Origin of the sequence: Cryobacterium sp. W22_MBD10_FK3, assembly GCF_052113745.1 — a bacterium.
Classification (GTDB): domain Bacteria; phylum Actinomycetota; class Actinomycetes; order Actinomycetales; family Microbacteriaceae; genus Cryobacterium.
Genome location: NZ_JBGQOH010000005.1, coordinates 118,892 through 136,128, shown reverse-complemented (window position 1 = coordinate 136,128; position 17,237 = coordinate 118,892). Strand labels below are relative to the sequence as shown.

Genomic DNA, 17,237 nt, shown 5'->3' with positions numbered 1-17,237 from the left:
TGTCAGTGGGTCGAACTAGAGTCGTTCGAATGCCTCTCTCCTCAGACATCTCTGCAGACGCGACCGCGGCCGGTCTCACCGACCCGGCCGCCCATCCAGGCGCCGATGGCTTCGTGCGCGTGCGCGGCGCGCGCGAGAACAACCTGCGCGACGTGAACGTGGACGTGCCCCGCGACGCGATCGTCGCCTTCACCGGGGTCTCCGGTTCCGGCAAGTCCTCGCTGGCGTTCGGCACCATCTTCGCCGAGGCCCAGCGCCGGTTCTTCGAGTCCGTCGCTCCCTACGCCCGTCGGCTGATCCAGCAGGGTCACACCCCGCACGTCGACCTGATCACCGGCCTGCCGCCGGCCGTGGCCCTTCAGCAGCGCCGCGGATCGCCCAGCTCCCGCTCCAGCGTGGGCACCGTCACCACGCTGTCCAACTCGATGCGGATGCTCTACTCCCGCGCCGGCACCTACCCGGCCGGGTCGGACCTGCGCCTGGACTCCGACGCCTTCTCCCCCAATACGGCCACCGGCGCCTGCCCCGAATGTCATGGGCTGGGCATCTCGCACACCGTGACCGAGCCGCTGCTGGTGCCGGACGCGAGCCTGAGCATCCGTGACGGCGCCATCGCGGCCTGGCCCGGCGCCTGGCAGGGCAAGAACCTGCGCGACATCACCGGGGTGCTCGGCTACGACATCGACGTACCCTGGGCCGAGCTCAGCCGCGAGGCCCGGGACTGGCTCCTCTATACCGAGGAACAGCCCGTCGTGGAGGTCACCCCGCAACGCGACAGGGTGGCCAAGCCGTACAAGGGCCGGTTCTGGAGCGCGAAGAGCTACGTGATGCACACCCTGGCCGACTCGAAGAGCGCCCAGATGCGCCAGCGGGTGCTCGCCTTCGTCGAGACCGGCCCGTGCCGGCTCTGCGGCGGCAGCGGCCTGCGCGCCGAGGCCCTCGCCGTGCTCTTCGCCGGTCGCCCGATCAACGAACTCAACGGCCTCACCCTCAGCGACCTCGCCGAGGTGCTCCGGCCCACCGCCGAGCTCACCGGGGCCACCGGCTCGCACCGCTCCATCCAGTCCGGTGAGGTCACCGAGGTGGCCGTCACCGTGGCCGGCGACCTGGTGCGCCGGCTCGAGGTGCTCATCGACCTGGGGCTGGGCTACCTCAGCCTGAACCGGGCCACCCCCACTCTCTCCCCCGGCGAGATGCAGCGCCTGCGCATCGCCACCCAGCTGCGCAGCGGGCTGTTCGGCGTGATCTACGTGCTCGACGAACCCTCCGCCGGCCTGCACCCGGCCGACGCCGAACCGCTGCTGGTGGTGCTCGAACAGCTCAAGGCATCCGGCAACTCTGTCTTCGTCGTCGAGCACAACATGGACGTCGTGCGCCGCGCCGACTGGCTCGTCGACGTGGGCCCGCGCGCCGGCGACGGCGGCGGCGAGGTGCTCTACAGCGGCCCGGTGGCCGGCCTGGCCGAGGTGCAGACCTCGGTCACCCGCGGCTACCTGTTCCCGGCCGCCGCCGATGCCCCCGCCCCCGCCCACCGCGAACCGACCACCTGGCTGGGCCTCACCGGCGTCACCAGGCACAATCTGGTGAACCTCGACGTCGAGGTGCCGCTCGGCGTGCTCACCGCGGTCACCGGCGTCTCGGGGTCGGGCAAGTCCACCCTGGTGAGCCGGGTGCTGGCGGATGCCGTGGGCCGGGAACTCCGCCAGGGCTCGGTCGACACCGTGGCCGCGGGCAGCTCCGCCGCCGACAGCGCCGACCCGGCCACCGACGAGCAGTCCGCGATCGAGGACGAGGCCGGCGCCGACCGGGCCGCCACCGTCGTCGACGCCGTCACCGGCGCGGGCGCCATCGACAGGCTCGTGCGGGTGGACCAGAAGCCCATCGGCCGCACGCCGCGGTCGAACCTGGCCACCTACACCGGCCTGTTCGACGCCGTGCGGTCCACCTTCGCAGCCACGGATGCGGCCAAGGCGGCCAAATTCGGCGCCGGCCGATTCTCGTTCAACGTGCCCGGCGGCCGCTGCGAGACCTGCCAGGGCGAGGGGTTCGTCGCCGTGGAACTGCTCTTCCTGCCCGGCAGCTACGCACCCTGCCCCACCTGCGGCGGCTCCAGGTACAACGCCGAGACCCTCGCGGTGCTCTATCGCGGCAAGTCGGTCGCCGACGTACTCGGCCTCACCGTGGACGCGGCCGCCGAGTTTCTGGCCGATGTGCCCAGCGCCTCCCGCAGCCTGGAAACCCTCCGCGAGGTGGGCCTCGGCTACCTGCGGCTCGGCCAGCCGGCCACGGAGCTCTCCGGCGGCGAGGCGCAGCGCATCAAGCTGGCCACCGAGCTGCAACGCGCCCGCCGCGGGCACACCCTCTACCTGCTCGACGAACCCACCACCGGGCTGCACCCGGCCGACGTGGACCTGCTGATGACCCAGCTGGGCCGGCTCGTCGACGCGGGCAACACCGTGGTCGTGGTGGAGCACGACATGGGCGTGGTGGCGGCGGCCGACTGGGTCATCGACCTGGGGCCGGCGGGCGGCAGCGCGGGCGGGCGCATCGTGGCGGAGGGCACCCCGTCCGCCGTCGCGGCGCATCCGCACAGCCGCACAGCGCCCTATCTCGCCGCACGCTTGGAGCTAGCTGTGTAAAGGGCGCTACACCCGGTCAAACGGGACTTTGGTCCCCATTCCCGGCTCAGCCCCGAATCTAAGCTGAGCCGGGAGTTGAGACAGATGAAGCGCAGCACGCTGTTCCGCAGGCCGGCCGCCGAGCCGCTCGACCTGGGTCAATCGGGTGATTTCGGTTACCTGCAACCCGGCGAGATCTACCTCGACGCCGCCTGCCAGAGCCTGCGCCCCCAGCCCGTGATCGACGCCCTCACCGACTACTACACGACCTACAACGCCTGCGGCGGGCGGGTGAAGTACGCCTGGGGCCAGAAGGTCGACAATGCCGTGGCCGACACCCGCCAGGCCGTGCTCGGCCTGCTCGCGCTCTCGGCCAAGAGCTACGCCGTGTCGTTCACCCTCAACACCACCTTCGGCCTCAACCTGCTGCTGCAGCAGCTGCCGCTGGGCCGCTTCGACCGCGTCGTGACCAGCCACATCGAACACAACTCGGTGTTCCTACCAACCATCACGGCCGCCCGCCGGCTGGGCGTTGACCGCCTGGTTCTGCACCGGGCCGCCGACGGCGCCCTGCTCTACGAGCCCGCCCAACTCGAGAAGGCCGTCGTGGTGGTCAACGCCGCCTCCAACATCGACGGCCGCCAGCTCACCAACCTCGCCGAGCTCGTGCGCGACACCCACGCCCGCGGCGGCATCGTCATCGTCGACGCCGCCCAGGCCATGGGCCACAGCCGGGCGCTGCTGCAGAAGACCGAGGCGGATGCGGTCTGCTTCTCCGCCCACAAGATGTACTCCGCCAGTCTCGGCGTCGTCGTGGCGCGGCACGAGCTGCTCGCGTCCCTCGAGCTCTCCTTCGTGGGCGGCGGCATGGTGCAGGACGTGCGCGAGGAGGACTTCGACCTCGTGCAGGGCGACCCCGGGGCCCTGCTCGAACCCGGCCTGCAGGCCTGGGGCGAGATCATCGCGCTCGGCCGGGCCATCGACTGGCTCGCCGGCGCACGCCCCGGCGGCCTCGCGCCGGCCGAGCACATCGCCGGCCTGTCCGACCGGCTCTACAACGGTCTCGCCGAGATCCCCGGTCTCACCCTGGTCAACACCCAGGCCAGTCCGGTGATCAGCGTCTACGCCCCCGCGCAGGACTCGCACCGGCTCGCGGTGTTCCTCTCCAAATCCCGGATCTCCGTGCGCAGCGGCTACTTCTGCGTGCACCACCACCTCAAGCAGCAGCTCGGGCTGCCCCCGCTGCTGCGCTTCTCGCTCGGTCTGCACTCGACCGAGTCGGATATCGACACGGCCATCCAGGCCCTCGCTCGGCTGATGAAAGGCCTCTCCTAAGTGTTCTGCATCGCCGCATTCATCGTCCTGGTCGTCATGGCCGCCTTCTCCGCCCGCTACCGGCGCTACGTCGGCAAGGCCTGGAACTGCACCTGGCGCCGGGTCACCTTCCGGCCCTGCGACACCACCTTCAAGCAGGACATCAAGGACCACCTGCTCGCGCCGCTCGCGGTGCGCCGCCCCGGCCTGGTGAAGCCCGCCAGCATCGGCCTCGAGATCCTCGCCGTGCTGGTCATCCTCACCACCATCTGGTCGGGGTACACGGTGATCAAGAGCGCCGTGAACCTCTACGTATACGGCACCTGCAACAAGCAGGACTCGGCCTCGTGCACCCTCGGCGCCGAAGCCTGCTCGATCCCGGATGAGACGCCCGGCTTCATGGAATCCCTCGGCGCCTTCGACGTGCTCGGCGCGTTCGGCAACGAGTTCGGCAGCCTGGGCGAGACCTTCGCGGCCATCCCGGCCCGCCTGCAGACCTGGACCGCGGAGGACTACCTGCCCGCCAACGCCAGCTACCTCACCGAGGACGCCGCGAACCCGATCGCCGTGGAGGTCATCGACCCGGGCTGCACCTTCTGCCGCGCACTGTTCCAGAACATCGAGGAGGCCGGCTTCGAATCCAGCCACAACCTCACCTACATCGCCTACCCGATCGCCGGCACCGACGGCTACAAGTTCCCCAACTCGCTGCTGGTGACCCAGTACCTCGAGGCCCTGCGGCTGCACCCGCTGGACGGCGCCGAGACCCCGGTCGACTGGCAGATCCTGGAGCGCATCTTCACCGAGAAGGCGGAGTCCGGACTGCCCTGGCAGGACACCATCAACTCGATGGACGCCGATGAGGCCACCGCGACCATGACCGACTGGCTGGGCGAGTTCGGCCTGAGCCAGGACCAGATCGACGTGGTCGTCGCCGAGACCGGCTCCGACACCGTCGCCGACATCATCGCCGCCAACAAGACCCTGGTGGAGGAAGACATCCATACGGTGAAGATCCCCAGCATCATCTTCGACGGCCGCCGGCACGACGGCCTGGTCTCGGTCGACGGCCTGCAGTAGCAGCGCCTGCCGGTCGAGCCCCGTCTCGACCACCGGCGCCCGGAGGGTGGCATAGTGGCCGCAGACCCCGAGGGAGAGGCCGATGACCGAGTGGCGCATCCGTGACTTTCACACCGACGACCTCGACGGCATCCTGCGATTGTGGGAAGAGGTCACCGCCTCCCGCACCGACCCGGTCTATGCCCTGTCCGAGGTGCTCGCCTCCTGCCAGAAGGACGACGCCGTGGTGGCCGTGCACGGCGACGAGGTGGTCGGGGCCGCGGTCGGCCGGGCCGCGCACGCTCAGGGCTGGATCGTGTTCCTCGCCACGACCGCACCGTGGCAGAGCCGCGGCATCGGGTCGGCCCTGCTCGCCGCCCTCGAGAGACAGATGGCCCCGCACGGCCTGGCCAAACTCTCGGCGCTGATGCCGGAGACCGCCACCAGGGTCGACGCGTTCCTCAACCGCGGGTTCGAGATCAAGAACCACCTCAGCTACTTCGAGCGCCGCATCCCGGTGCAGGGCCAGGAGATTCGGGCGCTGGCCGACCTCGGCGGGCGCATCCTGCCCCGGGACCTGTGGGCGAATGTGGGTGGCATGGTGCGGGAGAAAGACCTGCTCGAGCGGCGCCTCGTGATGCCCCTGGCCCGACCGGAGATGGCCGAACAGTACGGCGTCGTGCCGCCCAAGGCCGTGGTGCTTTTCGGCCCGCCCGGCACCGGCAAGACCACCTTTGCCAAGGCGATCGCGTCCAGGCTGGACTGGCCGTTCGTGGAGGTCTTCCCGTCCCGACTGGCGACCGACCCGCAGGGTCTGGCCGGGGCGTTGCGGCAGACCTTCGGCACCATCGACGACCTCGACCACGCGGTGGTCTTCATCGACGAGGTCGAGGAGATCGCCGCCCAGCGCGGCGGCGAACCGCCCTCGCCGCTGCAGGGCGTGACCAATGAGCTGCTCAAGCTCATCCCGGCCTTTCGCGAGCGGCCCGGGCGGCTGCTGGTCTGCGCCACCAACTTCATCCGCACGCTCGACTCAGCGTTCCTGCGGCACGGCCGGTTCGACTACGTCGTGCCGATCGGCTTGCCGGATGCCGCGGCCCGGCAGGCGATCTGGGAGCGGTACATCCCCGCCGCCGTGACCGGCACCGTCGACCTCGCGGCCCTCGTCGCAGCCAGCGACGGGTTCTCCCCCGCCGACATCGAGTACGCCGCCCGGCGGGCCTCCCAGCAGGCGCTGGAGGACGCCCTCTCGGCGGGAGCAGACGAATCGGTGCCCGGCGGGCCGGGCACCGAAGACTACCTGGCCGGCATCCGCGGCACCCGCACCACCGTTTCGGCGCAGGTGGCGGCCGAGTTTCTCCAGGACATCGAGCGGCTGGCCCGGCTCTGAGCGGCTCCGGCCCGGGACGGCGCGGCTTCTAGTCCGCGGAGCCGTTCACGCCGGAGGACTCCTGCACGAACTCGGTCAGCGTGGCGTCGATGGTGGCGTAGGCGTGTCGGTAGGCGGCGTCCTCGTCGCCCGCGAGGATGGCGTCCGCCAGATCGTTGTGGCGGTGGGCGGATGGCGGGGTGTAGTCGGTGATCGTGAAGCGCTTCTCCTGCTCGCGGGTGCGCAACAGGGCCTCCACGGTGCTCGCAAAGTGCGCCATCACGGTGTTGCCGGCACCCTGCAGGATGAGGGTGTGGAACTCGACATCGGCCTCGAGGTAGGTGCGGCCATCTTGCGCCAGGTCGGCGGCCACCATGCCGGCGGCCGCGCGGGAGACGGCCTGGCGCTCGGCATCCGACATGAGCCGGGCGCTCAGCCGGGCGGCCACCGGCTCGATGCCCAGGCGCAGCTCGAGCATCTCGCGCATCTGGGTGAAGTAGTCGCCGAGGCCGCGCCAGTGGATGATCTGGGGGCTGAACAAGTCCCAGGACTGCCGCGGCAGCACCTGCGTGCCCACCCGCTGGCGGGGTTCGACCATGCCGAGCGACTGCAGCACCCGCAGGGCCTCGCGCAACACCGAACGCGACACCGCGAATCGTTCACTCAGCCTGTCGAGGTTGAGGATGTCGCCCTGGGCGTAACTGCCCTCGACGATCTCCTGGCCGAGAGAGTTCACCACCTGGGCGTGCAAACCCCGGTCGCGCCATGTTTCGCTACCCATTGCAGCCATCCGTCGATCCCTCACTCACCCGATGCGAGAGCGTCGCATCGATTTTTGCCGGCCCGCGGCATCGCACACTGTATTGGCGGCGCTGTTGACCGCACCACCACGGTGTGTAACACTTCATTAATCCGATTAATCAGATTAATCAGATTACGTGCCATCACTTCACTATGCCGCATCAGCCGCGGTGAGGTGGTTCGCATCTTCACCACATGACGAAGAGGTCGCAGGGACGCGTCCTCGGAACGGATTTCGAGATGAATGTGACCCGAGCGATTCAGGCGGTGGAACCAGTGGTTCCCGCCGGCAGCACCGCCCAACTCATCCTCGCGGCGGTCATCGGCGTCGCCGTGATCATCGTGCTGATCACCTGGCTCAAGGTGCACCCGTTCCTCGCCCTCTCCATCGGCGCCGTCGGCGTGGGTGTGGGCGCCGGCATGGCCCCCAACGCCGCGGTCACCAGCTTCGGAGCCGGCTTCGGCTCCACCATGGCGGGCGTGGGCGTTCTCGTGGGCTTCGGCGCCATGTTCGGCAAGCTCCTGGCCGACTCCGGTGGAGCCGACCGCATCGTCGACGCCCTGGTCAGCCGCTCGAGCGTGCGCACCCTGCCGTGGACCATGGCGCTCATCGGTGGCCTCATCGGCCTGCCGATGTTCTTCGAGGTCGGCCTGGTGCTGCTCATCCCCGTGATCATCCTCGTCGCCCGCCGCAGCGGACAGTCGCTCATCCGCATCGCCATCCCGGCCCTCGCCGGCCTGTCGGTCATGCACGGCCTCGTGCCGCCGCACCCCGGCCCGCTCGTGGCCGTCACCACGCTGAACGCCAACCTCGGCCTCACCCTGGCCATCGGCGTGCTCATCGCCATCCCCACGGTGATCATCTCCGGCCCGCTGTTCAGTAAGTTCGCGGCCCGCTGGGTCAAGGTGCCGGTGCCCGAAATGTTCATCACCGCCGCCGACCAGGGCCTGGACGAGAACATCAAGCGCCCGAGCTTCCTGGCCACGATCACCGGCATCCTGCTGCCCGTCGTGCTGATGCTCGCCCGCTCGATCGCCGACGCGATCAACCCGGGCTCCACCGACCCGCTGAACGCCACCCTGGACTTTCTCGGCACCCCGATGATCGCGCTGGGCATCGCCGTGATCTACGCCATGGTCGTCTACGGTCGCGGCGGCGGCATGGACCGCGCGGCGGTCTCGAAGTCGCTGGCCGACTCGCTGCCCCCGATCGCCGGCATCCTGCTCATCGTCGGCGCCGGCGGTGGCTTCAAGCAGGTGCTCATCGACACCGGCATCGGCACCGTCATCGCCGACGCCGTCAACGGCTCCAGCGTCTCGGTGCTGCTGCTGGCCTGGATCGTCGCCGCGCTCGTGCGGGTCGCCACCGGGTCGGCCACGGTCGCCACGGTCACGGCCGCTGGCATCCTCGCTCCGGTCGCCGCCAGCCTGGGCAGCACGGATGTGTCGCTCATGGTGCTCGCCATCGGTGCCGGTTCGCTGTTCCTCTCGCACGTGAACGACGCGGGCTTCTGGCTGGTCAAGGAGTACCTCGGCACCAGCGTGCCGCAGACCCTGAAGACGTGGACCGTGATGGAGTGCCTGATCTCCGTGACCGGCCTGGCCGGCGTGCTGCTGCTGAACGTGGTGATCTAGCCATGCTGGACAACCAGCAGCCGGTGCTCGTGATCATGGGCATCTCCGGTTCGGGTAAGTCCACCGTGGCGGGCATCCTCGCCGGGCAGCTGGGCTGGGACCTCGAAGAGGGTGACGACCTGCACCCGCAGGAGAACATCGACAAGATGTCCTCCGGGGAGCCGCTCAACGACGAGGACCGGGCACCCTGGCTCGACACGATCTCGTCGTGGATCATCGAGCACACCATGGCGGGCGTGCCCGGCATCATCACCTGCTCGGCGCTCAAGCGCCGCTACCGCGACGTGCTGCGCGAGCACAACGTGATCTTCGTGCACCTGACCGGATCGAAAGACCTGATTGGGCGGCGCCTGGCCACCCGGCACGACCACTACATGCCCACCTCGCTGCTCGACTCGCAGGTGGACGCCCTCGAGCCGCCCGAAGCCGACGAGAACGCGATCACCATCGACGCCGGCCGGAAGCCCGCCGAGGAGGCCGCCGAGATCGTGCGCCGCCTGGGCCTGACCCCGAGCCCCGGCTCGTCCACCCTGGGTGCGCCGGAACCCGGCCACTCCTCGGTCGCCCGCCCGACGGCCTAGCCCCGCGGCCCCGGTCATGACTGGCCCATTTTTGCTAGTGCGCGACATCCGTCAACTAGCAAAAATGGGCCACTCCTGGTCTGCGCCCGCCTGGGTGGCCCGAATTTGCTAGTGCGCGACATCCGTCAACTAGCAAAAGTGGGCCAGTCCTGGTGGGGCGGCGCGCGGTCTGCTGTGCCACAACGGATGGCCGTTGACCGGTGGTCAGGCCAGGGCGGGATGCCCGGCGGGCAGGGCGTGCCGCTGGCCCGCGGCGTGGAGCTTGAGGTTTTTCGCTTCCCAGTCGCCCAGCGCCTGGCGCACCGGGCCCAGCGCCCGGGCCTCGGGGCAGGCGGCGGCCGACTTGCCGCATCCGCAGTGCTGCGGGTCGGCCGGCCGCACCCGGTGCAGCTGATCGACCTGCCAGAGCACCGCCATGGCGGCATCCGTGCGGCGCTGGCCCAGTTCGGCCTTGCGCTCGGCGCGCTTGAGCACCTCGGTCTCGAGTAGGTTGCGCAGGCCCCGGTCGGGGCCGTGGTCGAAGCGGCCGGCCACAATGCCGGTGAGGTCGGCGACCTGCGCGGCGAGCGCCGCGATTTCGGCGTCACGCTCGGCGATGGTGGCCGCGGACGTGGCGGTGAGCTCCTGCAGGGTCCGCTGCTGCGCGGCGAACTGGCCCAGCCAGAGCTGCACATGGTCGGTGTCGCGCTGCTCCGCCTTCTCGGCGCCGAGGTGACGCACACAATGGGTGCACACCACCTGGTCGGTCGCCGAGGTGAAGTGGAACGGCTGCAGCGACTGGCAGCAGAAGCACTGCGCCAGCACGTTCACATACAGCGGATACGAGTGGGCCACGGGCTCTCCAGGGTCGAGGTGCTGACCCGAGCCTAACCGGGTGGCCGGTCTCGCGAGAGCGGGGGTGTGGTCACCACAGCGCAGCCAGGCAGCCACACGACCGCTTTCGCGGAACCAGCCCCTCGCGAGAACCAGCGTGCGCCGGTGCGCCTCAGTGCAGCCCGGCCCGCTGTGCCAGCCCGCGCACATACGAGGCCTGGCCGGCGTGCTGCAGGTCGTCCGCGATCACGCTCACCAGCCGCACGGCCAGGGTCACCGGCGGCGTCCAGTGCGTGTCGACGACGCGGCTGAAGTCGTCCTCGTGCAGGGTGCCCAGGTAGGCCACCGTGCGCTCGTGCACGGCGTCGAAGTAGCCGAGCAGCAGATCGGCGCCCACCCGCACGGCGGCCACCTCCGCGGCGTCTTGGCCGTATCCCGTCGCGGCGACGGGGAAGGGCAGATCGAAGCGTTTGTGCCAGCCATCGGTGGTCCAGAGCTGCGGCTCGTGCATGAGGTCGGCCACGTGGTTGTCTTGCACCCGGGTGAGGTGCCAGACCAGCCAGGCGATCGTATTGGCCTCGCGGTCGGGCCGGTAGTGCAACAGCTCGAGTCCGGCCCCGACGAGGCTGGCATGCACCGCCCCCTGCACCCGGCCGAAGGCGTCGCGCAACAGGTCCGTGGAGAGCATCCGGGTTCCTCCTCAGGTCGGCGATTCGGCTCGCTGCGCCGGGCCGGTCTCGCGCCAACCCTAACCCGACCCGGCGAGCACAACTCCTGCTCTTTCCTGAATTCACGCCGAAACGGTCGCTTCCGAGCCGCTGTGCTGAGAATTGCTGGGGTTATGACCACCCCACGGCTCGCCGACTGTCTCGTATCCGAGACACCAACCGCACAATTCCGGGCGCGGCAACGCTCCCCGAGGAGTCAGATGGGAGCATGCAGCCCATCGACACCGCCCTGTCCGCCACTTCGCCCCACGCCGAGTCTGCGTTCGCGCCGGCCCCCGTCACCGTGGGCACCGGGCCGGTCTCGATGACGGATGTCGTGGCCGTCGCCCGCCATGACGCCCGGGTGCTCCTCGGCGACGACGCCCGCGCCGCCGTGGCCGCCAGCCGCACCACCATCGAGGTGCTTGCCAGCGACACGGCCCCGCATTACGGCATCTCCACCGGGTTCGGCGCCTTGGCCACCACCTTCATCGGCGCCGACGACCGCACCCGGCTGCAGCAGAGCCTGGTGCGCTCGCACGCGGCCGGTTCCGGCCCGGAGGTGGAGCGGGAAACCGTGCGCGCCCTGATGCTGCTGCGCCTGTCGACCCTGCTCACCGGGCGCACCGGCATCCGCCTGTCGACCGCCGAGGCCTACGCCGGCCTGATCAACGCCGGCATCACCCCGATCGTGCGCGAGTACGGCTCGCTGGGCTGCTCGGGCGACCTCGCCCCGCTGGCCCACTGCGCCCTGGCCCTGATGGGCGAGGGCACCGTGCGCGACCGCACCGGCACCGAGATGCCCGCCACCGAGGCCCTCGCCGCGGCCGGACTCGAGCCGGTGCTCCTTGCCGAGAAGGAGGGCCTGGCCCTGATCAATGGCACCGACGGCATGCTCGGCCAGCTCAGCCTGGCCCTGCACGACCTGCACACCCTGCTCGGCACGGCCGACGTCGCCGCGGCGATGAGCATCGAGGCGCTGCTCGGCACGGATGCCGTCTTCGCCGCCGACCTCGCCGGCCTCCGCCCGCAGCTCGGCCAGCAGGCGTCCGCCACCAACCTCCGGCACCTGCTCGCCGGCTCCCCCATCGTGGCCAGTCACAAGGGCCCGGAGTGCACCCGGGTGCAGGACGCCTACTCGCTGCGCTGCGCCCCGCAGGTGCATGGCGCCGCCCGCGACACCATCGAACACGCGAGCCGCATCGCCGACCGCGAGCTGGCCAGCGCCATCGACAACCCCGTCGTCACGATCGACGGCCGGGTCGAATCCAACGGCAACTTCCACGGCGCCCCGGTCGCCTACGTGCTCGACTTCCTCGCCATCGCCGTGGCCGACGTCGCGAGCATGTCCGAGCGCCGCACCGACCGGATGCTCGACCCGGCCCGCAACAACGGCCTGCCCGCGTTCCTCGCCCACGACGTGGGCGTCGACTCCGGCCTGATGATCGCCCAGTACACCGCCGCGGGCATCGTCTCCGAGCTCAAGCGGCTCGCCGTGCCGGCCTCGGTCGACTCCATCCCGTCGTCGGCCATGCAGGAGGACCACGTGTCGATGGGCTGGCACGCCGCCCGCAAGCTCCGCACCGGCATCGACGGCCTCGCCCGGGTGCTCGGCATCGAGGTGATGACCGCCAGCCGCGCCCTCGACCTGCGCGTCCCGCTCACGCCCGGGCCCGCCACCGGCGCCGTGCTCGCCGAGGTGCGCCGCGAGGTGGCCGGCCCCGGCCCCGACCGGTTCCTCTCCCCCGAGATCGAGTCCGTCGCCGCCTCCGTGCGGACCGGCGCCGTGCTCGCCGCCGCGCAGACCGTCACCGGCACACTCTCCTAACCCGCACACAACCCCGCACGCTCAGTTCTCGAGAAAGCAGCCCCGCTCATGCCCGACCTGACCGAGACCAGCACGACCGATGCCGCCACCGCCGGCACCACAGCGTCGGATGCGACCCCCACCGACCAGCATGCCCCGCGCGTCGTGCGCGCCGCCCGCGGCACCACCCTCACCGCCAAAAGCTGGCAGACCGAGGGCCCCTTGCGGATGCTGATGAACAACCTCGACCCCGAGGTGGCCGAGCACCCGGAGAAGCTCGTGGTCTACGGCGGCACCGGCAAGGCCGCCCGCAACTGGGAGGCCTACGACGCCATCGTGCGCACCCTGACCAGCCTGGAGAAGGACGAGACCCTGCTGGTGCAGTCCGGCAAGCCCGTGGGTGTGTTCCGCACCCACGAGTGGGCCCCGCGGGTGCTGATCGCCAACTCCAACCTCGTCGGCGACTGGGCCACCTGGCCGGAGTTTCGCAAGCTCGAGGCCCTCGGCCTCACGATGTACGGCCAGATGACCGCCGGTTCCTGGATCTACATCGGCACCCAGGGCATCCTGCAGGGCACCTACGAGACCTTCGCCGCGGTGGCCGCGAAGAGGTTCAACGGCACCCTGGCCGGCACCCTCACCCTCACCGGCGGGGCCGGCGGCATGGGCGGCGCCCAGCCGATGGCGGTCACCCTCAACGAGGGCGTCGTGCTGATCGTCGACGTCGACCCGTCCCGGCTCGAGCGCCGGGTGGAGCGCGGCTACCTCGATGAGATGACCGACGACATCGACGACGCGATCGCCCGGGTGCTGGCCGCCAAGGCCGACCGCCGGCCGCTCTCGGTGGGCCTGGTCGGCAACGCCGCCACCGTCTTCCCCGAACTGCGTGCCCGCAAGGTGCCGATCGACATCGTCACCGACCAGACCAGCGCCCACGACCCGCTGGCCTATCTGCCCGAGGGCGTGACGGTCGCCGACTGGCACGCCTACGCCACTGAGAAGCCTGAGGAGTTCACCGATCGGGCCCGCGCCGCGATGGCCAAGCAGGTGCAGGCCATGGTCGACTTCCAGGATGCCGGCGCCGAGGTCTTCGACTACGGCAACTCCATCCGCGCCGAGGCGCTGCTCGGCGGCTGCGCGCGGGCGTTCGACTTTCCAGGCTTCGTTCCGGCCTACATCCGGCCGCTCTTTGCCGAGGGCAAGGGCCCGTTCCGCTGGGCCGCTCTCTCCGGCGACCCGGCCGACATCGCGGCCACCGACAGGGCCATCGTGGAGCTGTTCCCGCACGACGAGCACCTGCGCCGCTGGATCACCGCGGCCGGAGAGAAGGTGCGCTTCGAGGGCCTGCCCGCCCGCATCTGCTGGCTCGGCTACCAGGAACGCCACCTGGCGGGCCTGAAGTTCAATGAGATGGTCGCATCCGGTGAACTCACCGCACCCATCGTGATCGGCCGCGACCACCTCGACTCCGGCTCGGTGGCCTCGCCCTACCGCGAGACCGAGGGCATGAAGGACGGTTCAGACGCCATCGCCGACTGGCCACTGCTGAACGCGCTGCTGAACACCGCCTCCGGCGCCACCTGGGTCTCGATCCACCACGGCGGCGGGGTCGGCATCGGCCGCAGCATCCACGCCGGCCAGGTGATCGTGGCCGACGGCACCCCGCTGGCCGCAGAGAAGATCGCCCGGGTGCTCACCAACGACCCCGGCACCGGCGTGATGCGGCACGTCGACGCCGGCTACGAGCGCGCCGAGGAGGTGGCCCGCGAGCGCGGCCTGCGAGTGCCGATGTGGGAGAAGGATGCTCCCGCCGCCGCCGTCACGGATGCGCCGGATGCCTGACCTCGTCGCCCACGGCCTGCTCGCGGGCCTCGACGAGATCGCCGGCACCGGCCGCGACCCGCGTGCCGGCGGCTACTCCCGGCACCTCTGGACGAGCGCCGAGCTCGACCTGCGCGCCTGGTTCACCGAGCGCGCCGAACGCCTGGGCCTGGCGGTCGAGTTGGACCGCAACGGCAACACCTGGGCCTGGTGGGGAGCTCCCGGGCCGGATGCCGTTGTCGTCGGCAGCCACCTCGACTCCGTGCCCGGCGGCGGCGCCTACGACGGGCCGCTGGGTGTGGTCTCCGCACTCGACGCCGTCGCCCGGTTGCAGGCAGCCGGCTTCGTGCCCACCCGCCCGTGCGCGGTGCTGGTCTTCGCCGAGGAGGAGGGCTCCAGGTTCGGGGTGGCCTGCCTGGGCTCCCGGCTGCTCTCCGGCGCGATCGACGCCGACCACGCCCGCCGCCTCACCGACCGGAACGGCGTCACCCTCGCCGAGGCTGCTGCGACGGCGGGCCTCGACCCCAACCACCTCGGCCGCGACCAGGAATCGCTGGACCGGATCGGCATATTCCTGGAACTGCATGTGGAGCAGGGCCGCGGTCTGATCGACCTCGGCGAGCCCCTCGCGGTGGCCTCGTCGATCCTCGCGCACGGCCGCTGGCGGTTGAGTTTCACCGGCCAGGGCAACCACGCCGGCGCCACCCTCATGACCGACCGCCGCGACCCGATGGTCGCCGCCGCGCACGCGATCGTCGCCGTGCAGCAGGCCGCACTGGCCAGCCCCGGCGCCCGCGCCACGGTCGGCCGGATCGAGGCGGTGCCCGGCGGCACCAATGTCATCCCCTCCGCGGTGCACGCCTGGCTCGACGCCCGCGCCGCGACCGACACCCAGGCCCGTGCCGTGGTCGCCGACATCACCGCCCGGCTGCAGTCCCCGCACGCCGGCTGCGCCGCCACCGTGCTGGAGGAGTCCTGGACGAGCACCGTCACCTTCGACCCGGAACTGGCCGCCCGGCTGGCCCTGGCACTCGGCGGCATCCCCGCCCTGCCCACCGGCGCCGGCCACGACGCCGGCGTGCTCGCCTCGCGCGTGCCCACGGCGATGCTGTTCGTGCGCAACCCCACCGGCATCTCGCACTCGCCCGAGGAGTTCGCCACCCTCGACGACTGCCTCGCCGGCGTCGAGGCCCTCGACACCCTGCTGCGGGAGCTGCTGTGAGCACCGCCCGGACGGCCCCGGCACCGGCACCGGCACCGACCACGAGCTACTGGTGCGAGACCCTGCTGACCGAGGTCGGGGCCCGCTCCGGGGTGCGCCTCACCGTCGGCACCGACGGCTGCATCGAGGCTCGGGCCCACGACGTGCCGGCCGAGCCCGGCGACATCCGCCTCGGCACCGTGCTGCCCGGCCAGGCCAACGCTCACTCACACGCGTTCCACCGGGCCCTTCGCGGCCGCACCCACGACCAGGGTGGCGACTTCTGGCGTTGGCGGGAGCGGATGTACACGGTGGCGCAGACGCTCACCCCGGAGCTGTACCTGCACCTCGCCCACGCCGTCTTCGCCGAGATGCTGGTCAGCGGCTACACGGCCGTCGGGGAATTCCACTACCTGCACCACCGCCCCGACGGCACGCCGTACCCGCAGGAGCACGCCATGGAGCTCGCGCTGGCGACCGCCGCCCGCGAAGTGGGCATCCGCCTGGTGCTGCTCGACACCAGCTACCTCACCGGCGGCCTGGGCACCCCGCTGCGGCCGGAGCAACGCGCGTTCGGCGACGGCTCGGCGGCCGGCTGGCTCACCCGGTGGGCCGCCCTGCGCGAGACTCTCACCGCGGATGCCGCCGCCCGGCCCGGCGAGCCGGCCCTGGTCACCCTCGGTGCGGCGGTGCACTCCGTGCGGGCGGTGCCGCGTGAGGCCATCCGCGAGATCCTCGCCGGGCTGCCCGCCGAACTGCCCGTGCACATCCACCTCTCGGAGCAGCCGCAGGAGAACGCGGACAGCCTGGCCGCCTACCAGGCCACCCCCACCGGCGTGCTGCACGGCCTCGGCGCGCTCACCCCGCGGCTGAGCGTGGTGCACGCCACCCACCTCAGCGACCACGACCTGCGCCTGCTCGGCGACAACGGTGTCACCGTGGTCATGTGCCCCAGCACCGAGGCCGACCTCGGCGACGGCATCGGCCGGGCCAGGGAGCTGGCCGCCGCTGGCTGCCCGATCGCCCTGGGCTCCGACCAGAACGCCGTGATCGACCCATTCCTCGAGCTGCGCGGCCTGGAGATGGCCGAGCGCCTCGCCGCCGGCTCCCGCGGCCGGTTCACCCCGGCGGCCCTGCTGCGGGCGGCCGGCACCCACGGCTATGCCGCCCTCGGCCTCGGGCCGGCCGGCCTCGCACCGGGCGACCCCGCCGACCTCGTCGAGATCGATGCGGGCAGCATCCGCACCCTCGGCGCCCACCCCGACCAGCTCGTGCTCGCCGCGACCGCGGCTGATGTGCAGCGGGTGATCGTGGCCGGTCGCATCGTGGCCGACCGCGGCCGCCTGGTGGGCACCGCCGCGGCCGCCCGCGCACCCCACGGCGCGCCCGCGGCGCTGCTCCGCGACGCTCTCCGCGCCCTCGACCCCGGCGACCCCGCATGACCGCCGCCGGCGTCTTCTGTTCCCCGTGCGGACAATTGGTCCCGGCACACCGGCCACAATTGTCCGGAA

At 71.2% G+C, this 17,237-nt stretch carries 13 protein-coding genes; 10 read left to right on the top strand and 3 right to left on the bottom strand.

The features are described from left to right. Positions 1 to 29 precede the first annotated feature (29 nt). The 4 genes from ACEN2M_RS07680 (at position 30) to ACEN2M_RS07665 (ending at position 6,381) form a co-directional block, all read left to right on the top strand. On the top strand, positions 30 to 2,639 hold the full coding sequence (locus tag ACEN2M_RS07680; protein WP_441647519.1) for an ABC transporter: 2,610 nt from the start codon (positions 30 to 32) through the stop codon (positions 2,637 to 2,639). Between the two features lie 84 nt (positions 2,640 to 2,723). Beyond that, entirely contained in the window at positions 2,724 to 3,953 is a 1,230-nt protein-coding gene (locus ACEN2M_RS07675; protein ID WP_441647518.1) for an aminotransferase class V-fold PLP-dependent enzyme, read from the top strand. Beyond that, positions 3,954 to 5,012, top strand: a complete 1,059-nt coding sequence (locus ACEN2M_RS07670) for a DsbA family protein (protein WP_441647517.1) — start codon at positions 3,954 to 3,956, stop codon at positions 5,010 to 5,012. It abuts the gene before it with no gap. A gap of 82 nt (positions 5,013 to 5,094) precedes the next feature. Continuing rightward, positions 5,095 to 6,381 carry an ATP-binding protein gene (locus tag ACEN2M_RS07665; protein WP_441647516.1) on the top strand — a complete coding sequence of 429 codons (1,287 nt, stop codon included), beginning with the start codon at positions 5,095 to 5,097 and terminating at the stop codon, positions 6,379 to 6,381. Positions 6,382 to 6,409: 28 nt separating this feature from the next. Here the strand turns inward: ACEN2M_RS07665 and ACEN2M_RS07660 are convergent, their stop codons facing one another. Further along, positions 6,410 to 7,141: a FadR/GntR family transcriptional regulator gene (locus ACEN2M_RS07660; protein WP_441647515.1), complete on the bottom strand. Its 732-nt coding sequence runs from the start codon at positions 7,139 to 7,141 to the stop codon at positions 6,410 to 6,412. A 260-nt stretch (positions 7,142 to 7,401) separates the two neighbouring features. Here ACEN2M_RS07660 and ACEN2M_RS07655 point away from each other — a divergent pair, with 260 nt between their 5' ends. Both ACEN2M_RS07655 and ACEN2M_RS07650 read left to right on the top strand, forming a co-directional pair. Next, the gene (locus tag ACEN2M_RS07655) at positions 7,402 to 8,796 is read left to right on the top strand and encodes a GntP family permease (RefSeq protein ID WP_441647514.1); all 1,395 of its coding nucleotides are present in this window, start codon (positions 7,402 to 7,404) and stop codon (positions 8,794 to 8,796) included. A 2-nt stretch (positions 8,797 to 8,798) separates the two neighbouring features. Continuing rightward, positions 8,799 to 9,377 carry a gluconokinase gene (locus ACEN2M_RS07650; protein WP_441647513.1) on the top strand — a complete coding sequence of 193 codons (579 nt, stop codon included), beginning with the start codon at positions 8,799 to 8,801 and terminating at the stop codon, positions 9,375 to 9,377. A 204-nt stretch (positions 9,378 to 9,581) separates the two neighbouring features. Here ACEN2M_RS07650 and ACEN2M_RS07645 read toward each other — a convergent pair whose 3' ends face one another. Further along, a complete protein-coding gene (locus ACEN2M_RS07645; RefSeq protein ID WP_441647512.1) occupies positions 9,582 to 10,211 on the bottom strand; it encodes a hypothetical protein in 630 nt (209 codons plus the stop codon). A gap of 151 nt (positions 10,212 to 10,362) precedes the next feature. After that, the gene (locus ACEN2M_RS07640) at positions 10,363 to 10,878 is read right to left on the bottom strand and encodes a mycothiol transferase (protein ID WP_441647511.1); all 516 of its coding nucleotides are present in this window, start codon (positions 10,876 to 10,878) and stop codon (positions 10,363 to 10,365) included. A gap of 248 nt (positions 10,879 to 11,126) precedes the next feature. Here ACEN2M_RS07640 and hutH point away from each other — a divergent pair, with 248 nt between their 5' ends. Genes hutH through ACEN2M_RS07620 form a run of 4 tightly spaced genes read left to right on the top strand, consistent with a single transcriptional unit; the run spans position 11,127 to position 17,168 of the window. Continuing rightward, complete coding sequence (gene hutH, locus ACEN2M_RS07635; RefSeq protein ID WP_441647510.1) at positions 11,127 to 12,725, top strand: histidine ammonia-lyase; 1,599 nt, start codon at positions 11,127 to 11,129, stop codon at positions 12,723 to 12,725. Positions 12,726 to 12,773: 48 nt separating this feature from the next. Beyond that, positions 12,774 to 14,546, top strand: a complete 1,773-nt coding sequence (hutU, locus tag ACEN2M_RS07630; protein ID WP_441647509.1) for a urocanate hydratase — start codon at positions 12,774 to 12,776, stop codon at positions 14,544 to 14,546. Then, on the top strand, positions 14,539 to 15,747 hold the full coding sequence (locus ACEN2M_RS07625) for an allantoate amidohydrolase (RefSeq protein WP_441647508.1): 1,209 nt from the start codon (positions 14,539 to 14,541) through the stop codon (positions 15,745 to 15,747). Before hutU ends, ACEN2M_RS07625 begins: the two co-directional genes overlap by 8 nt. Continuing rightward, a complete protein-coding gene (locus ACEN2M_RS07620) occupies positions 15,744 to 17,168 on the top strand; it encodes a formimidoylglutamate deiminase (RefSeq protein ID WP_441647507.1) in 1,425 nt (474 codons plus the stop codon). The genes ACEN2M_RS07625 and ACEN2M_RS07620 overlap by 4 nt, the downstream gene beginning before the upstream one ends. Positions 17,169 to 17,237: the final 69 nt, after the last annotated feature.